This is a genomic window from Anaerostipes sp. 992a (assembly GCF_001940245.1).
Classification (GTDB): domain Bacteria; phylum Bacillota; class Clostridia; order Lachnospirales; family Lachnospiraceae; genus Fimousia.
The window spans coordinates 1458645-1476249 of sequence record NZ_MJIG01000004.1 but is presented as its reverse complement, the minus strand read 5'-3'; the positions used below and the strand labels follow the sequence as shown (position 1 = coordinate 1476249).

At 45.6% G+C, this 17605-nt stretch carries 16 protein-coding genes and 2 pseudogenes; all 18 read left to right on the top strand.

Going from position 1 to position 17605, the window contains the following annotated elements:
• Positions 1-100 precede the first annotated feature (100 nt).
• The 18 genes and pseudogenes from BHF69_RS11430 (at position 101) to ltrA (ending at position 17526) form a co-directional block, all read left to right on the top strand.
• The gene (locus tag BHF69_RS11430) at positions 101-298 is read left to right on the top strand and encodes a hypothetical protein (protein WP_002592708.1); all 198 of its coding nucleotides are present in this window, start codon (positions 101-103) and stop codon (positions 296-298) included.
• Positions 299-1969, top strand: coding sequence for a recombinase family protein (locus BHF69_RS11425; protein ID WP_002584321.1), 1671 nt, complete (start codon positions 299-301; stop codon positions 1967-1969).
• Between the two features lie 91 nt (positions 1970-2060).
• Positions 2061-2144: pseudogene (locus BHF69_RS11420) on the top strand (Maff2 family mobile element protein); the annotation flags it as partial.
• A gap of 24 nt (positions 2145-2168) precedes the next feature.
• A complete protein-coding gene (locus BHF69_RS11415; RefSeq protein ID WP_075671612.1) occupies positions 2169-3035 on the top strand; it encodes a VirB6/TrbL-like conjugal transfer protein, CD1112 family in 867 nt (288 codons plus the stop codon).
• A 15-nt stretch (positions 3036-3050) separates the two neighbouring features.
• A complete protein-coding gene (locus tag BHF69_RS11410) occupies positions 3051-3485 on the top strand; it encodes a PrgI family protein (protein ID WP_075671610.1) in 435 nt (144 codons plus the stop codon).
• Complete coding sequence (locus BHF69_RS11405) at positions 3445-5832, top strand: VirB4-like conjugal transfer ATPase, CD1110 family (RefSeq protein ID WP_075671608.1); 2388 nt, start codon at positions 3445-3447, stop codon at positions 5830-5832. Before BHF69_RS11410 ends, BHF69_RS11405 begins: the two co-directional genes overlap by 41 nt.
• 3 nt (positions 5833-5835) lie before the next feature.
• The gene (locus BHF69_RS11400) at positions 5836-7590 is read left to right on the top strand and encodes a C40 family peptidase (RefSeq protein ID WP_075671606.1); all 1755 of its coding nucleotides are present in this window, start codon (positions 5836-5838) and stop codon (positions 7588-7590) included.
• 13 nt (positions 7591-7603) lie between these two features.
• Entirely contained in the window at positions 7604-7861 is a 258-nt protein-coding gene (locus BHF69_RS11395) for a DUF4315 family protein (protein ID WP_075671604.1), read from the top strand.
• Positions 7851-8933: a CD1107 family mobile element protein gene (locus BHF69_RS11390; RefSeq protein ID WP_075671602.1), complete on the top strand. Its 1083-nt coding sequence runs from the start codon at positions 7851-7853 to the stop codon at positions 8931-8933. Before BHF69_RS11395 ends, BHF69_RS11390 begins: the two co-directional genes overlap by 11 nt.
• A 129-nt stretch (positions 8934-9062) precedes the next feature.
• Positions 9063-10073: a DUF4238 domain-containing protein gene (locus BHF69_RS11385; RefSeq protein WP_075671600.1), complete on the top strand. Its 1011-nt coding sequence runs from the start codon at positions 9063-9065 to the stop codon at positions 10071-10073.
• Positions 10074-10141: 68 nt separating this feature from the next.
• Positions 10142-10459: pseudogene (locus tag BHF69_RS11380) on the top strand (toprim domain-containing protein); the annotation flags it as partial.
• A 46-nt stretch (positions 10460-10505) separates the two neighbouring features.
• Entirely contained in the window at positions 10506-10880 is a 375-nt protein-coding gene (locus BHF69_RS11375; RefSeq protein ID WP_001129922.1) for a TnpV protein, read from the top strand.
• A gap of 366 nt (positions 10881-11246) precedes the next feature.
• A complete protein-coding gene (gene tet(O), locus BHF69_RS11370; protein WP_028086456.1) occupies positions 11247-13166 on the top strand; it encodes a tetracycline resistance ribosomal protection protein Tet(O) in 1920 nt (639 codons plus the stop codon).
• Between the two features lie 51 nt (positions 13167-13217).
• Positions 13218-13391, top strand: a complete 174-nt coding sequence (locus BHF69_RS11365; RefSeq protein ID WP_002779755.1) for a cysteine-rich KTR domain-containing protein — start codon at positions 13218-13220, stop codon at positions 13389-13391.
• 559 nt (positions 13392-13950) lie between these two features.
• Positions 13951-14421 (top strand): IS200/IS605 family transposase, encoded by a 471-nt coding sequence (gene tnpA, locus BHF69_RS11355; protein ID WP_075669051.1) that lies wholly within the window; start codon positions 13951-13953, stop codon positions 14419-14421.
• A 247-nt stretch (positions 14422-14668) separates the two neighbouring features.
• Positions 14669-15178: a sigma-70 family RNA polymerase sigma factor gene (locus BHF69_RS11350; RefSeq protein ID WP_105116765.1), complete on the top strand. Its 510-nt coding sequence runs from the start codon at positions 14669-14671 to the stop codon at positions 15176-15178.
• 94 nt (positions 15179-15272) lie between these two features.
• Positions 15273-15698, top strand: coding sequence for a sigma-70 family RNA polymerase sigma factor (locus BHF69_RS11345; RefSeq protein WP_000323895.1), 426 nt, complete (start codon positions 15273-15275; stop codon positions 15696-15698).
• Positions 15699-16245: 547 nt separating this feature from the next.
• Complete coding sequence (ltrA, locus tag BHF69_RS11340) at positions 16246-17526, top strand: group II intron reverse transcriptase/maturase (protein ID WP_158022527.1); 1281 nt, start codon at positions 16246-16248, stop codon at positions 17524-17526.
• Positions 17527-17605: the final 79 nt, after the last annotated feature.

Sequence of the window (17605 nt, the reverse complement as noted above, 5' to 3'; positions counted from 1 at the left end):
CCAGATTGAGATTGTTTGCAAGGTCTTTTGAAGTCCGTTGCCGGACTTCGTTGCCGACACCCTCTGTCTGGCTATTTTCATGTATGGAGGATAACTGCCTATGGCAAAAAACAAAACAGAGATTCATGTGACCACTGTATTTGACGGGGAGCTTGACGCCACTGATGTGTTCGTCAGCCTGATTTCCCAGAAATACGGAAAGACAAATGCAAAAGAATATCTTGCTAAAAAGAAAGATATAGGCTATAATGAAGATGAGGTTCAAAAGAGCCAGATACCGTCTGGATTGTGTGGGTAAATGGCTATGATGAACGAAATGGAATACAGAACAATCGGTTCGGCACTTGCCGGGGGTTATCGTGCGGCGGTCTATTGCAGGCTGTCAAAGGACGATGACCTGCAAGGCGAAAGTGCCAGTATCGCAAACCAGCGTGATATGCTGGAAAAATACTGCGAAAAGCAGGGATGGGAGGTTGTGGCAGTCTATCAGGACGATGGCTTCACAGGTCTTAACATGGAGCGTCCTGACCTACAGAGAATGTTGAGAGCCATTGAGCGCAGGCAGATCAACCTTGTCATCACGAAAGACCTCAGCCGACTGGGGCGTAATTATCTGCAAACCGGGCATTTGATTGAGGACTTTTTCCCAAGAAACGGTGTCCGCTATATCGCCATGAATGACGGCATCGACACCCTGCGGGATAACAACGACATTGCCCCGTTCAAGAATATCCTGAACGAGATGTACAGCAAGGATATTTCCAAGAAAGTCCATTCCTCTTATCTTCTGAAAGCGCAGAAAGGACAGTTTACCGGGTGTCTTGCCCCGTTTGGGTATCGGAAAGACCCGGAGGACAAAAACCATCTGCTCATTGACGAGGAAACCGCCCCGATTGTGCGGCTGATTTTCGGATATGCCCTGAACGGTCATGGTCCGAACTATATCCGCAGACGGCTGGAGAAAGAAAAAATCCCCTGCCCTACATGGTGGAACCGGGAACGGGGGCTTCGCAATACCCGCACCAAATGGGAAAAGAAAGACCCAGAAAACGGGCGGTATATGTGGGACTTCTCCGTTATCAAAGACCTTTTGATGAATCCCGTCTACACCGGGGCGATTGCTTCCCAGAAAAAGGACTACCGCTTCAAAATCGGCACGATTGGGGAAAAGAAGCCGGAGGACTGGATTGTGGTGGAGGGACAGCATGAACCGCTGATTGACAGCATGAGCTTTGACATTGTGCAGAACAAGCTGAAATCCCGCCAGCGTCCGGGGCAGACCAATGAAATCAGCCTGTTTGCCGGACTGTTAAAATGCGGCGAGTGTGGGAAGTCGCTGACGGTACGCTACACAAACGCTAAACATCCCCAGCGGATTTACTCCTGCAAGACCTACAATGCCTTTGGAAAGAACCACTGCACCCAGCACCGGATTGATTATGACACCCTTTACAGCCATGTGCTGCGGAAAATCCGGGAATGTGCCAGAGCTGCCCTGATGGACGGGGAAGCGGTTGCCGACCGCCTGACCAATACCTGTGAAGCCGAGCAGCGGGAACAGCGGGAAGCAATGGAACGCTCCCTTACAAGGGACGAGGAACGGATTGAGGTTCTGGACAAAATGGTCATGCGGCTTTATGAGGATATGATTGCAGGGCGTATCAGTGAGCAGAATTTCAACACCATGCTGGAAAAGACACAGACCGAGCAGACGGAGCTTAAAACAAAAGTGTCCGAGGGCAGAAAGCGGCTGTCCGATGAAGTCCAGCTTGCCAATGATGCAAAACAATGGGTGGAAGCCATTCAGGAATACGCCAACATCACAGAGCTGGACGCAGCCACCCTCAACCGCTTAATCAAAGAAATCGTTGTGCATGAGCGCATTGACGAAGATAAAACAAGACACATTTCTATCGAAATTCATTTTAATCTCAAACCCATCCCGGAGGTGGAACAGGTCACTGCCTGACCTGTCCCGCCGGGACGGTTCTCTTAACAACACCATATAGATTTTTTGTACGCCGCCGCCCGCCATCGAGCAGAGTTTTTACACCTAATTGGGGATGAAACAGCTCATGGCAGGCGGCGGTGTCGCCCTCATCGGAACCACCCTCGTACCCTTGCTCTCCGGTCTCTTTGGTTAATCCGCAAAAAGGAGGTAATCGCCTTTGGACAGCATACTCCAACAGATCACAGACTGGCTGAAAGAAATGCTCGTTTCAGCCATCATGGGAAATCTGTCGGGGATGTTTGAGTCCGTCAACAACCAGGTTGGCGAGATAGCAACCTCCGTTGGCATGACCCCGGCGAATTTCTCGCCGGGCGTCTTTGCCATGGTACGCAACATCTCCGAGTCAGTGATTATCCCGATAGCAGGCTTGATACTGACCTTTATCGCCTGTTACGAGCTAATTCAAATGATTATCGACCACAACAATCTGGCGAATTTTGAGACATGGATTTTTTTCAAGTGGGTGTTCAAGACCTTCGTTGCGGTCATGTTAATCACAAACACATTCAATATCACAATGGCTGTGTTCGATGTGGCACAGCACGTTATCAATGCCAGCGCCGGTATCATTGCGGGAGACACCGCCATAGATGCGGCGGCACTTGAAACAATGGAAGATACGCTGATGGGAATGGATCTCGGTCCGCTATTGGGGCTGTTCCTGCAATCCCTGATTGTTCAGGTCACAATGTCGGCATTGGCAATCGTGATCTTCGTCATTGTCTACGGACGGATGATTGAGATTTACCTCATGGTCAGCCTTGCCCCGATTCCTTTTGCCACCTTCGGGAACAGGGAACAGAGCAGCGTTGGGCAGAACTATCTGAGATCACTCTTTGCAATCGGGTTCCAGGGGTTCCTGATTATGATCTGTGTCGGCATCTATGCGGTGCTGGTGCAGTCGGTCGCTTTCAGCGAGGACATTATCGCTTCGATCTGGGGTGTCATGGGATACACGGTTCTTCTGTGCTTCACCCTCTTTAAGACCGGTTCTCTTGCAAAGGGCGTGTTCTCTGCCCACTAAGGAAGGAGGTTTTCAGTGGCAGCATATATCCCCGTACCCCGTGACCTGACGAGGGTAAAAACAAAGGTGTTCTTCAATCTGACAAAACGACAGCTGATCTGTTTCGGCTCTGCGGCACTCATTGGGGTGCCGATTTTCTTTTTGGTCAAAGGTACAGGAAATGTAAGCCTTGCGGCACTGACAATGATGATTGTCATGCTTCCCCTGTTCTTTCTGGCTATGTACGAAAAGGACGGTCAGCCGCTGGAAGTCATTGCAGGACATTTCATTCAGGTAAAATTTATTCGTCCCAAGGTTCGACCTTATCAGACGAACAACTATTACGACGCTCTGGTGCGTCAGTATCAACTTGAAAAGGAGGTTGAGCGAATTGTTTTTCAAGAAGAAACCGCAGGCAAGAGAAGTAAAAATGCCTGCAAATCTGAATCGAAAGCAGCAGAGAGAAATTAAGGCTGTTGTAGAACGGGCAAAGAAAGACAATGGGATTCCCCAGACCGCCCAGCAGTCCATTCCCTTCCAGAGAATGTTCCCGGACGGCATCTGCCGAGTCACCGACAGTTTTTATACCAAGACCATTCAGTTTCAGGACATCAACTATCAGCTGGCACAGCAGGAGGATAAAACCGCCATTTTCGATGAGTGGTGCAGTTTCCTGAATTTCTTCGACAGCTCTGTTCAGTTTGAGCTGTCCTTTATGAACATGAGCACCGATGCGGAGAGCTTTGAAAAGAGCATCCGTATCCCGTTCCGAAAGGACAACTTCAATTCTTCCCGTGCCGAGTACAGTCAGATTCTGAAAAAGCAGCTTTCTCAGGGCAATAACGGTCTGACCAAGACCAAGTATCTGACTTTCGGCATCGAAGCAGAGTCCATGCGTCAGGCAAAGCCGAGACTGAACCATATCGAAAATGACCTGCTCAACAACTTCCGCCGTTTGGGTGTGATTGCATCCACGATGAATGGCAAGGAACGGCTTCGTCTGATGCACTCCATGTTCCACATGGGTGACAACGATAAGTTCTTCTTTGACTGGAAGTATCTTGTGGAATCCGGACTGTCCGTAAAGGATTTTATTGCGCCGACAGCGTTTGCCTTTAAGACCAGCCGCACCTTCCAGATGGGCAGTATCTACGGTTCGATGTCCTATCTGCAAATTATCGCTTCTGACCTTTCTGACCGAATGCTGGCTGATTTTCTGGATATGGAGTCAAGCCAGATCGTGACCATGCACATCCAGTCGGTTGACCAGACGGCGGCTATCAAGACCATCAAGCGAACCATCACAGAGCTTGACCGCTCCAAAATCGAGGAACAGAAAAAGGCTGTCCGTTCCGGCTACGATATGGACATCATTCCCTCTGATCTTGCCACCTACGGTAAAGATGCGAAAGCGCTTCTGAAAGAACTTCAGAGCCAGAATGAGCGAATGTTCATGCTGACATTCCTTGTGATGAATACCGGTCGCACCGAGCAGGAACTGGAAAACAATGTGTTCCAGGCACAGAGTATTGCCCAGAAGCATAACTGCAACCTGCGCCGACTGGATTTTCAGCAGGAACAGGGACTGATGAGCAGTCTGCCGCTGGCACAGAATTTAATCGAGATTCGTCGTGGCCTGACTACCAGTTCCACGGCTATTTTTGTACCGTTCACTACACAGGAGTTGTTCCAGAATGGTGCCGAAAGCCTGTATTACGGTCTGAATGCCTTATCCAACAACCTGATTATGGTGGACAGAAAGAAACTGAAAAACCCCAATGGGCTTATCCTTGGTACGCCTGGTTCCGGCAAATCCTTCTCCGCAAAGCGTGAGATTACCAATGCGTTCCTCGTGACGGATGATGACATTATCATCTGCGACCCGGAAGCAGAATATGCGGCGCTGGTTCACAAGTTTGAAGGTCAGGTAATCAAGATCAGTTCTTCCAGCACCAACTATATCAATCCGATGGACATCAATATCAATTACTCTGAGGATGATAACCCTGTTGCCCTGAAAGCAGACTTTATCCTCTCCCTCTGCGAGTTGATTATGGGAAGTAAGGATGGCTTGCAGCCCATTGAAAAGACGGTTATTGACCGTTGTGTGCATCAGATTTACCAGAGATATTTTGACAATCCGGTTCCTGAAAATATGCCCGTTCTTGAGGATTTGTATAACGCACTTCTCAAGCAGGACGAGAAAGAAGCCCATCATGTAGCGACGGCTCTGGAAATCTATGTAAAGGGTTCTTTGAAGCTGTTCAACAATCGAACCAATGTGGACATCAATAACCGTCTGGTCTGCTATGACATCAAGGAGCTTGGCAATCAGCTGAAGAAAATCGGTATGCTGATTGTTCAGGATCAGGTATGGGGTCGTGTGACAGCCAACCGAAGTGCCGGTAAATCCACCAGATACTACATTGACGAGTTTCATCTGCTTTTGAAGGAGGAGCAGACGGCCACCTACTCCGTAGAAATCTGGAAAAGATTCCGTAAATGGGGCGGTTTGCCCACTGGCATTACCCAGAATGTCAAAGACCTTCTTCGTTCCCCGGAGATTGCCAATATCCTCGAAAACTCTGACTTCATCTATATGTTGAATCAGGCAAGCGAGGACAGAGGGATTCTGGCAAAGCGTCTGAATATCTCTCCCCACCAGCTGTCCTATGTGACCAATTCCGGTGAGGGCGAAGGACTTCTGTTCTATGGCAATGTGATCCTGCCGTTTATTGACCGGTTCCCGACCGATACGGAACTCTACCGCATTATGACCACGAAGCTGAATGAGGTGGTGGCAACAAAGGAGGCGTAAGGCATGGCGAAGAAACCGACACGACTCCGTTTCACCGAAGATGACCTTGCGGATTCTCAGGTGAAAAAAGCTGCTGACCGTGCGGATAAAGCGGCTGACAAAGCAGAAAAAGCGGTGGATAAGCTGGCTTCCAAAAAGAAGGCAACCAAGCTGCGTCAGGAAACGGATGCCGCCGGTTCCCGGAAAGCAAAGCTCCGTTTCGGCAAGGCAGACAACAGCGTGGCTGTGGATCGTCCATCTTCGGCAAAACAGCTTGCCACCCGTGGTACGGCTGTGACACTCACATCCAAGGTGCATCGGGCGGTATCGGAGTATGAAGATGATAATGTCGGTGTTCAGTCCGCACAGGAAACGACAAGGGCAGTGGAATCCACTGCCTACACCATCGATCACGCCATCTACAGCCACAAGCTGAAAGCTCATGATAAGGCTGATAAGTTGGTGCAAAAGTCAGATAAAGCCAATGTGGATGCCCTTTATGAGAAGTTCAAGAAGGACAATCCGGATGCCGGTTCCAACCCGTTTTCCCGCTGGCGGCAGAAACAGGCAATCAAGAAAGAATACGCAGCTGCTAAAGCCGGTAACAGTACGGCAAAGACAACAGCTGCCAAGGGTGCGGAAAAAGCAGCCCAGGGAGCCAAGACAATCACAGAAAGAGTCACGGAGTTTTGTACCACGCACTCCAAAGCCATTCTGCTTGTTCTGGTGGCGGGACTGCTTTTTATGGTTATTTCCAGTATGTTTTCCTCTTGTGCTGCCATGTTTCAGGGTGGAACGCAGGTGATTCTGGGAACTTCTTTTACTGCCAAGGACGAGGACATCATCGGGGCAGACAATGACTACAAGGCTCTGGAAGCCGCCTTGAGAAATCAGATCAACAACATTGAGCGCACTCACAGCGGTTATGATGAATACCGTTATGACCTTGATGAGATCAACCACAATCCCTATGAGCTGGCGGCATATCTGACGGTGAAGTTTGAGGATTACACCCGTGAGGAAGTGCAAAGCACTCTGCGGTGGCTGTTCGATCAGCAGTATGAGCTGATTTTGACAGAAGAAGTGGAAATCCGAACCCGTACAGAGACCCGTACCGGCACATCGACATCCACAGACCCGGAAACCGGCGAGACCACGACAGAGGAATATGAGTACGAAGTTGAGGTTGAGTATGAGTATTATATCCTGAATGTGAAGCTGGTAAACAAGGGCTTGAACCGTGTAATCGGAAACTCCGGTCTGACAGAGGATGAAATGGAGCGATACCGTGTACTTCTCCAGACAAGCGGGAACCGCCCGGACATCTTTGGGGACGACATTTATGCAGTCACCGGCGAATACACCGACTATGACATTCCGGGCGAAGCTCTGACGGATACCCGATTTGCCAACATGATCCGGGAAGCCGAGAAGTATCTGGGATACCCGTATGTATGGGGTGGAAGCAGCCCCTCCACTTCCTTTGACTGCTCCGGTTTTGTTTCGTGGGTCATCAATAACTGCGGCAATGGCTGGAGCGTTGGCAGATTGACCGCAAACGGTCTGATGGGTGTATGTGACATTATTCCTCGAAGCTCTGCAAAACCTGGAGACCTCATCTTCTTCCAAGGCACTTATGATACCTCCGGTGCATCGCACGTTGGTATTTATGTCGGCAATGGAATGATGATTCACTGTGGAAACCCGATCTCTTATGCTTCGATTGAAACAAGTTACTGGCAACAGCATTTTTACTGCTTCGGCAGAATCCGAAATTAAGGAGGACATTCTATTGGGTGCAAAATTAGACAGAATTGGTGCAGACCTTGAGAAAGCCCGTAGGAAACGGGCTGAATGGGATGCCAGAGTAAAAGACCTGGAACGCAGATACCGTGAGGAGGAAAACTCCGAAATCCATGAAATGGTTCACGCTGCGAACCTGACCCCTGACCAGCTTTCTGAGCTTCTCCGCATGTTTGCTGCGGATATGGCTCCGAAGCCTGAGACAATCAATGCTATGAACGAGGAGGAGATGCAGAATGAAGAGTAAAAGACTGTGTGCCGCTTTTCTGGCGGCTGTGCTTTGCATGAGCGTGTTTTCGACAACCGCTCTCGCCTATACTGATGAGACAGCGGCTTCCGGTATCGAAACCGTGGAAACTGCCCCTGCGGAAACCACGGAGCAGGAAACGGAAGAAGTATCGTACAGCGTATCTGTGGATGAAGATGGTACGGTGGTATTCTCCTTTAACGGCGAGGACTGGAAGTATGATACCGGGGAAAACGAGGACGATGGCATGGGTACCGGCAAGGTGGTCACGAACGGTTCCCGTCTGAATGTGCGTACCGGTGCAGGCATGGATTATGAGATCATCGACCAGCTTCGCCCCGGCGAGGAAGTAAAGGTGATCGGTGTTGATGGCGACTGGTATCAGATCACGGTTCCTGAAAAGAATGGCTATGTTCACAGCGACTATCTGGAGCTGATTGAGGAAGCCGAGCAGAACAGCGAAATGGATATGGCGCTGCTTATGATGTTCATGAATATGTTCATGCAGAATATGGACACCGGCGCAGACGCCAGTGAATCTGCCCTCACTCCCGATGGCAATCTGACACTGGTTGATGATGTCGGCTCTCCTGACAAAACCGGTAAACAGTTTATTACTGCGGTCACAAAGAACGGAAATTACTTTTATATCATCATCGACCGTGACGATGAAGGAAATGAGACGGTTCACTTCTTGAATCAGGTGGACGAAGCCGACCTACTGATGCTGATGAGCGAGGAAGATGCTGCCAAGTACACCGAGCCTGTGGTTGAGACCACTCCAGAACCGACCGAGACGGAACCGGAGCCTGAGGTCACAGAGCCTGAGCCTGTGGAGAAGTCTAAGACCAATATGATTCCGGCTATCCTTGCTCTGCTTGCGCTTGCTGGCGGCGGTAGTTTCTTCGCATTTAAGAAGTTGCAGGAAAAGAAGAAAGAAAAAGAAGCGGCAAAGCCTGACCCTGACGCTGATTATGTAGACGTTGACGAGGACTACGGCTACAGCGAGGATTTTGAGGACGACGATGATGTTGGCTTCGACGCTGACGAGGAGGACAACGAGCCGGTATAATCCGTAACAGGCATGATGCCTGGGGCAGCCTTCGGGCTGCTTTTACATAGCTCTTTTATTTGGGTTTGATGTTGGGAGACAAACCGCTATAATAAAAAGAAAGCATAGAAGAATATGAGGTGCAAAGTCATGGAAAGGATAGAAAATGTAAAAAAGAAACATCATTTTGTTTTTCAAGCTTACTTATCAAAGTGGAAAGAAAACAATACAGTATGGGTACTGAGAGATAGAAAGAAGCTATTTCCGACTGGAACTGAAGCCATTGCCTTCAAAAATTCATTTTATACAATCAACAGCTTAAATTCAGACGAAAAAAAGCTATTGGATTGTTATTTGCAGACTATGAGTCCAGTTGTTCGTGAGCAGATGAAGTTTTTCATTGAGACTTATCTTCTCCCGATTGAAAATCAAAAAAATCTTGATATAATGAAACAAGCTGCGATAAAGCGATTTGGAACGGAAAATAATATTCCTGATGATTTGCGTCATGAAATCTCTAAGTGCGAACAGATTATTCGTGTTCAAAAGAATAACAATATGGAAGATTTCTATTGTGATATAGAGGGTGAATTAGTTAAGTATTTCAGAATAATAGATGAGCAAGGAATAGGATTCTACTATAATCTGGATAGAAATGACCGGTTCAACTTTTTGAGTGATATATGTATCCAGTATTTCAGAACATTACCATTAAAAGAGCGCTGGATGAAGCAGTTTGGGGATTCAATCAAAAAACTCGATTTTGCAAAAGTCGGAATTGACTTGAGTAAGGTGAATTTAGAAAACCTGTCGGTATTTTTCTTTTGGCATATTCAAACATCGTTAGCATATTCGTTGATGAGCAAAGAGACTACGATTGCACTGCTTAATAACAATACAGCAATTCCATTTATTACATCGGATCAACCTATTATTAACCTCAAATGTGATTACGATAATGATTTAGCTGAGACTACTGAGCTGACATTTTTTTATCCTATATCACCTACAAAAGCACTGGTGATAAACGGAGATAATACAGAGAGACAGATTGATGTTTCGGTGGAAGCTGTAAGAGAATACAATTCTGCAATAGCCCGATCATCAAGTCATTTGATAATCGGAAACGAGGAAGAAATACTGAGACAATACATTGAATAAGTTTCATACATAGCAGTCATGCACTACGGTGTGTGGCTGCTTATTTTTTTGGAAAGGAGCAGATGCGAATGAAATTAGTATTGGCTGAGAAACCCTCAGTCGCTCAGAGTATCGCAAAGGTGCTTGGGGCAAACAAGCGTGAAGATGGATACCTCGAAGGCAACGGCTATGTTGTCAGCTGGTGTGTCGGCCATCTGGTGGAGTTGGCACAGCCCGAAGCCTACGATGCAAAATACGGCAAGTGGGCGTATGCTGATCTGCCGATCTTCCCGGCTGACTGGCAGTATGAGGTTTCTTCCGGAACCAAGAAGCAGTTCGGTATCCTGAAAAAGCTCATGGCCAGGGACGATGTTGCCAGCCTTGTGTGTGCGACAGATGTAGGACGGATTTTGCGGACATTCAAAATAAAAAAGAATGTGGAGGTAACAGACAATGGCAAAATCATTATTTGAGGAACTGGGCGGCAAATACGAAAGGCAAGGGGATTATTTGATACCGTGCTTAACTGTACCCGCCGAAGAAGAACAGGCAATAGGCATCTGGGGGCAACGGCATTTAGATTATCTAAAACAGTACCGTAAAGTTACATACACCAATCTTCTTACAAGCGGCAGGCTAAACGCCTACCTTGCCGACATCAACAGACAGGCACAGGAACGCTTTGAAAGGCTCATAGAGGGTATGAAACAGGCACAGGGCATAACGGAACAGCTAAAGGCAGAAAACGCCTTAGAATGGACAGGATGCCTCAATAACATAAGGGCTTGTGCGAGGGAGATTGTGGAAAAGGAAATTATTTTTGCATAAACAGATGATTAGTGGCAGGGGGAAATCCTGCCGCTTTTTCTGCTTTAGTTTGTCAGCTTGACAAATAAAGGGTTAAGGAATATAATTAGATTCAGTATTATACAAGGAGTTAATAAATATGCGGCAAGGTATTCTTAAATAAACTGTCAATTTGATAGTGGGAACAAAAAGTAGCAGTCCCGTTTCACTTTTAATATGGGGCTTAGTTTTTTGTACCCAGTTTAAGAATACTTTTATCATGTAATTTTATATGCCCGAAAACATATAAGTGTTTTGGGGCTATTGGAGTTATTTACCCAGTGATAGGAGTATTTATCACTGGGTATTTTTATGCCCTTTTTTGGGTGTTGATAGGAGGAAAATCACATGAAAATAATTAACTTAGGCATTCTGGCTCACGTTGACGCAGGAAAGACAACATTAACGGAAAGTTTATTGTATACCAGTGGTGCAATTGCAGAACTAGGGAGCGTAGATGAAGGCACAACAAGGACAGATACAATGAATTTGGAGCGTCAAAGGGGAATCACTATCCAGACAGCAGTGACATCTTTTCAGTGGGAGGATGTAAAAGTCAACATTATAGATACGCCAGGCCATATGGATTTTTTGGCGGAAGTATACCGTTCTTTATCCGTATTAGACGGAGCAGTATTATTAGTTTCTGCAAAGGATGGCATACAGGCACAGACCCGTATACTGTTTCATGCACTACAGATAATGAAGATTCCGACAATTTTTTTCATCAATAAAATTGACCAAGAGGGGATTGATTTGCCAATGGTATATCGGGAAATGAAAGCAAAGCTTTCTTCGGAAATTATAGTGAAGCAAAAGGTTGGGCAGCATCCCCATATAAATGTAACGGACAATGACGATATGGAACAGTGGGATGCGGTAATTATGGGAAACGATGAACTATTAGAGAAATATATGTCAGGGAAACCGTTTAAAATGTCAGAACTGGAACAGGAAGAAAACAGGAGATTCCAAAACGGAACGTTATTTCCCGTTTATCACGGAAGCGCTAAAAACAATCTGGGGATTCGGCAGCTTATAGAAGTAATTGCCAGTAAATTTTATTCATCAACGCCTGAAGGTCAATCTGAACTATGCGGGCAGGTTTTTAAGATTGAATATTCAGAGAAAAGGCGGCGTTTTGTTTATGTGCGTATATATAGCGGAACATTGCATTTGAGGGATGTTATTAGAATATCTGAAAAAGAGAAAATAAAAATCACAGAAATGTGTATTCCGTCAAATGGTGAAATCGTCCCGGCTGACCATGCCTGTCCGGGAGAAATTGTTATTTTAGCTGATGATACTTTGAAACTGAACGACATTCTGGGAAATGAAAAACTCCTGCCTCACAAAACATGGATTGATAATCCCATGCCATTACTTCGGACAACGGTAGAGCCGCAAAAGCCGGAGCAAAGGGAAGCCCTGTTAAATGCCCTCGCAGAGATTGCTGATACAGACCCTCTTTTGCATTTTGACATTGATACTGTTACACATGAGATTATGTTATCTTTTTTGGGAAAAGTACAGTTAGAAGTTATTTGTTCGCTATTAGAAGAAAAATATCATGTGGGCGTGGCTATGAAAGAGCCTTCGGTTATTTATCTGGAAAGACCGCTTAGAAAAGCAGAATATACCATCCACATAGAAGTCCCGCCAAATCCTTTCTGGGCTTCTGTCGGGTTGTCCATAGAGCCGCTCCCTATTGGAAGCGGAGTGCAGTATGAAAGCAGAGTTTCACTTGGATATTTAAATCAATCGTTCCAAAATGCGGTTATGGAGGGGGTTCTTTATGGCTGCGAGCAGGGGCTGTATGGATGGAAAGTGACAGACTGTAAAATCTGTTTTGAATATGGATTGTATTATAGTCCTGTAAGTACCCCCGCAGACTTTCGGCTGCTTTCCCCTATCGTATTGGAGCAGGCTTTAAAAAAAGCAGGGACAGAACTATTAGAGCCATATCTCCACTTTGAAATTTATGCACCGCAGGAATATCTCTCACGGGCGTATCATGATGCTCCAAGGTATTGTGCAGATATTGTAAGTACTCAGATAAAGAATGACGAGGTCATTCTGAAAGGAGAAATCCCTGCTAGATGTATTCAAGAATACAGGAACGATTTAACTTATTTCACAAATGGGCAGGGAGTCTGCTTGACAGAGTTAAAAGGATACCAGCCAGCTATTGGTAAATTTATTTGCCAACCCCGCCGCCCGAATAGCCGTATAGATAAGGTTCGGCATATGTTCCACAAGTTAGCTTAACAGCTTGCAAAAGTCATATAAAATGAGATTTGAAAGGATTAGAGACTAATTATGATGAAATGCGAATGGATATTGTGTCCTGTTTGTGGGAGCAAAACCCGTAATAAAATTAGGAAGGACACTGTTTTGGAGAATTATCCCCTTTATTGTCCAAAATGCAGACAAGAAAGATTGATTAAAGTTGACAACTTGAAGATAACTGTCATCAAAGAGCCAGACGCTTAAGACGCAGAGCCGATGAAATTGTGGAACAATTCACGAATCATCGGCTCTTTTTGTTTCGTATTTGAAAGAACAAACTCACCAAATAAAAAAAACGATATTCGGGTGGGTTATTTTGTTATACCCTAAATTACCCTCTGAATTTGTTTTTAAATTTGGAGGGATTTTTTTATGTCCTTTTTTCGGGCAGTTATCTATCTGCTCATACGAAGCAAAATTTATCAATACATAGCATATCAGAGAACGGCAGGAAACCAGTTAAAAAAATTTCTGCCAGTGCAACGGTACTTCTCACCTTGAAAGTAGAAGTACAATCTCCATACAATAGAATTACTATTTCCTATAACCGTAAAGGTCACAGAGCCTTTGCGGTTTTTCTTTGTTAGGCTTTAAGCCTGTTCATCATTGTGGAGTTTCTCAGGCAGAGAAACGAAACTTTGAGGAACAAAGAAACCACCGGCTCAGCCGGTGAGTCAGCATTGCTTCAGCTTACAGTAAAAAACCTCCAATGATATAATTATGTTGGTTCGCCAACCACATAAAATCAAAGGAGGTTATCCAAATGGATATTAGTAGTTTATCACATACAAAATGGAATTGTAAGTATCATATTGTTTTTGCACCAAAATATAGAAGAAAAGTGGCATACGGAAAGTTAAAACAAGATATAGCTAATATTCTGAGTATGCTATGCAAAAGAAAAGGTGTAGAAATAGTGGAGGCAGAAATCTGTCCAGATCATGTACATATGCTGGTGAGGATTCCGCCAAGTATAAGTGTTTCAAGTTTTGTAGGGTATTTAAAGGGAAAAAGTACACTCATGATATTCGAACGACATGCAAATTTAAAGTATAAATATGGAAATAGACATTTCTGGTGTCGAGGATATTATGTAGATACTGTAGGGAAGAATGCAAAGAAAATACAAGAGTATATTCAAAATCAGTTAAAAGAGGATTTAGAATATGATCAAATGACACTAAAAGAGTATATTGACCCGTTTACGGGTGAGCCAGTAAAAGCAAATAAATAAAATGAGCCCTTTAGGGCTCCATAGGTAAATGATGTTGCAGTTGGCGAACCATTCGATGAGTCTTTAGACTCTAGTGCCGGTAATTTGCCCTTATAGGGCAAGTACAAACCACCGGCTGAGCCGGTGGTTGTGATTTGTCGATTTTTGTTGGAAAGTGCCGTAGGGCTGTTTCTGATATGCGGTGTCGTTCTCCGCCTCTCCATCTGGATTTTTTACATTTCAAAAATTCAGATGGGAGGTATTTATGGTGAAATATGCACCAAGAAAGGTATATATCAGAGAAAGTGGCGGCTATGTGGAATTATCCTACACGGAGTTCTGCCGTTGCAGGGAATCCGACCAGACCTATATGGACAAGCTGTTTATCCCCATTCAAGGCTGTCTGCTTGAAGTCGTGAGGGAGCAATACACAGACTTCTACCGTGACAAGGAACGGTGGCGTTATCTGCAAAAATTAGATACAAAGAATAGACTGCTATCTCTCGACGGATTTACGGACAGCGAGGGGAATCCTCTGGACTTTATCACTGATGAAGCGGTGGACATTGCAGAAACCGTTGTCAATGCGGTCATGGTGGACAGGCTGAAAGCCGCCCTGCCTTTGCTGTCGGATAGTGAACAGGAGCTGATACAGGCAATCTTTTTTGACGGACTTTCCGAGCGTGAAGTCGGGGCGAGGTTGGGCATAACCCAGAGCGTTGTAAACAAACGCAAAGCCAGAATCCTAATAAAACTAAGAAAGATAATAGAAAATTAAAATTTAAGGCGTTCAGCCCCCTTGTTTTTTCCTTTGGGAAGATGAGGGGGCTTTTCTCTGCCCTCTCAATCAATTCTGATTGGAGGAAGTAAGAATGGCATACAACCACGGACGGGAGGACAGGAAATGGCGTATCTGGAAAGAAGCGGAGGAAAAGCTGCTGCGTGAGTGCGGCGTTGATGAAGCGACCATTGAGCAGATACGCATGGCGGACAGGGCAGACTTCAATTCCAACAGGCGGTTTTACCGATGGACGAATGACGTTGCGGAATATCTTGAGGACATGGCAGGCAGGGAGCGGCAGGCGGAAGTGGGTACGGTTGCGGAGTTACTGGAAGAGATTGAGAGCGAAAATCTCTATCAAGTATTAGTCACGGTGGACGGGCGTACCTTGAAAATCGTCCTGCTGAAAATGCAGGGGTATTCCACAAAGGAGATTGCCCCGCTTGTGCATTTGACGACTGGTGCCATCTATGCGAGGTTAGACCATCTGCGGAAGAAGCTGCGGAAAATTTTATAGCTTCTAAAACAGCCTGCCATCCTGCGGGCTACTGGGTGAGGGATGGAAATCCCCTCACTCATTTTGTTTGCGCGCCATGGGCGCGCTCTAACGGGTGAAAGTCCCGAACACGCCTAGGCAACGAGGAAGTGTATAGCCGAACAGCAAGGGTGTCCATCGTGAGGTGGAATCTGAAGGAAGCTGTAAGCAAACTCTTGGTCCGACGGACAGAAATCACATATAAGGCTCGGAAATACGGATAAGTCTGCAAAAGGAGATGAAGTCCAAAAGTTGCTGGAAGTACGAGTAAATGTGGCGGATAGATGAGAGGAAAGAGCGTGCACCTTAAGCGTGGAGGTCTCACAGAGGTATCATCAGCCTAGTAACAACGAACTGTGAGAAATCAGCCGAGCCCATAGTAGTGAAGAAGTCTCTGTAATGGGGATGGAGTGAAGGGGCGAACAATCAATCAGTTTGAGTATGTCTCGTATTGCAGAAATGACAACATCTGCCGTAACCAATCGGGTAAAAGATGGTCAAATCAAGCGAGACGGAAAGGAAAGAACGCATGGACACAAGTAATCTAATGGAGCAGATATTATCTAGTGATAATCTCAACAGAGCATATCTGCAAGTCGTACGAAACAAAGGTGCAGAGGGAGTGGACGGAATGAAGTACACAGAACTCAAGGAACATCTTGCAAAGAACGGCGAAATCATCAAGGAACAGTTGAGGACAAGAAAATACAAACCTCAACCAGTACGAAGAGTGGAGATACCAAAGCCTGATGGTGGTGTCAGAAACCTAGGAGTACCAACGGTAACAGACAGATTTGTACAACAAGCCATTGCACAGGTACTAACACCAATCTATGAGGAACAATTCCATGACCACAGTTATGGATTCAGACCGAATAGGTGTGCACAACAAGCAATCCTAACAGCACTTGATATGATGAATGATGGTAATGATTGGATTGTAGACATTGACTTGGAAAAGTTCTTTGACACAGTAAATCATGACAAGCTGATGACCTTAATTGGAAGAACAATCAAGGATGGAGATGTCATCTCCATTGTGAGAAAGTATCTTGTCAGTGGAATTATGATTGATGATGAGTATGAAGACTCTGTAATAGGAACACCGCAAGGAGGAAATCTTTCTCCGCTATTAGCGAATATCATGCTCAATGAACTTGACAAAGAAATGGAAAAGCGAGGGCTCAATTTCGCGAGATATGCGGATGACTGTATCATTATGGTTGGGAGTGAAATGTCTGCAAATCGAGTAATGAGAAATATCTCTCGATTCATTGAGGAGAAACTAGGGCTTAAGGTCAACATGACAAAGAGTAAAGTGGATAAACCGCAAGGACTCAAATACCTTGGATTTGGATTCTATTTTGATTCAAGAGCACACCAATACAAGGCGAAGCCACATGCAAAATCAGTTGAGAAATTCAAGAAGAGGATGAAGGAACTCACCTGTCGTAGCTGGGGTGTAAGCAACAGCTACAAAGTGGAGAAACTCAATCAACTTATCAGAGGATGGGTTAACTACTTCAAGATAGGGAGTATGAAACATCTGTGCAGAGAAATGGATAAACATATCCGATTCAGACTTCGTATGTGTATATGGAAACAATGGAAAACACCACAAAACAGGGCAAAGAATTTAATGAAACTAGGCGTGCCCCAATGGGCAGCAAAGCGAACATCCTACGCTAAAGGGTTCGCAAGAGTATGTCGAGGTTCAGATGTATGCCAAGCTATAAGCAATAAGAGACTAACCTCATTCGGATTAGTCTCAATGTTAGATTACTACACCGAAAGGTGTGTTACTTGTTAAGTTGATTGAACCGCCGTGTACCGAACGGTACGCACGGTGGTGTGAGAGGTCGGAATTTCTCAATCAAGAGAAATTCCTC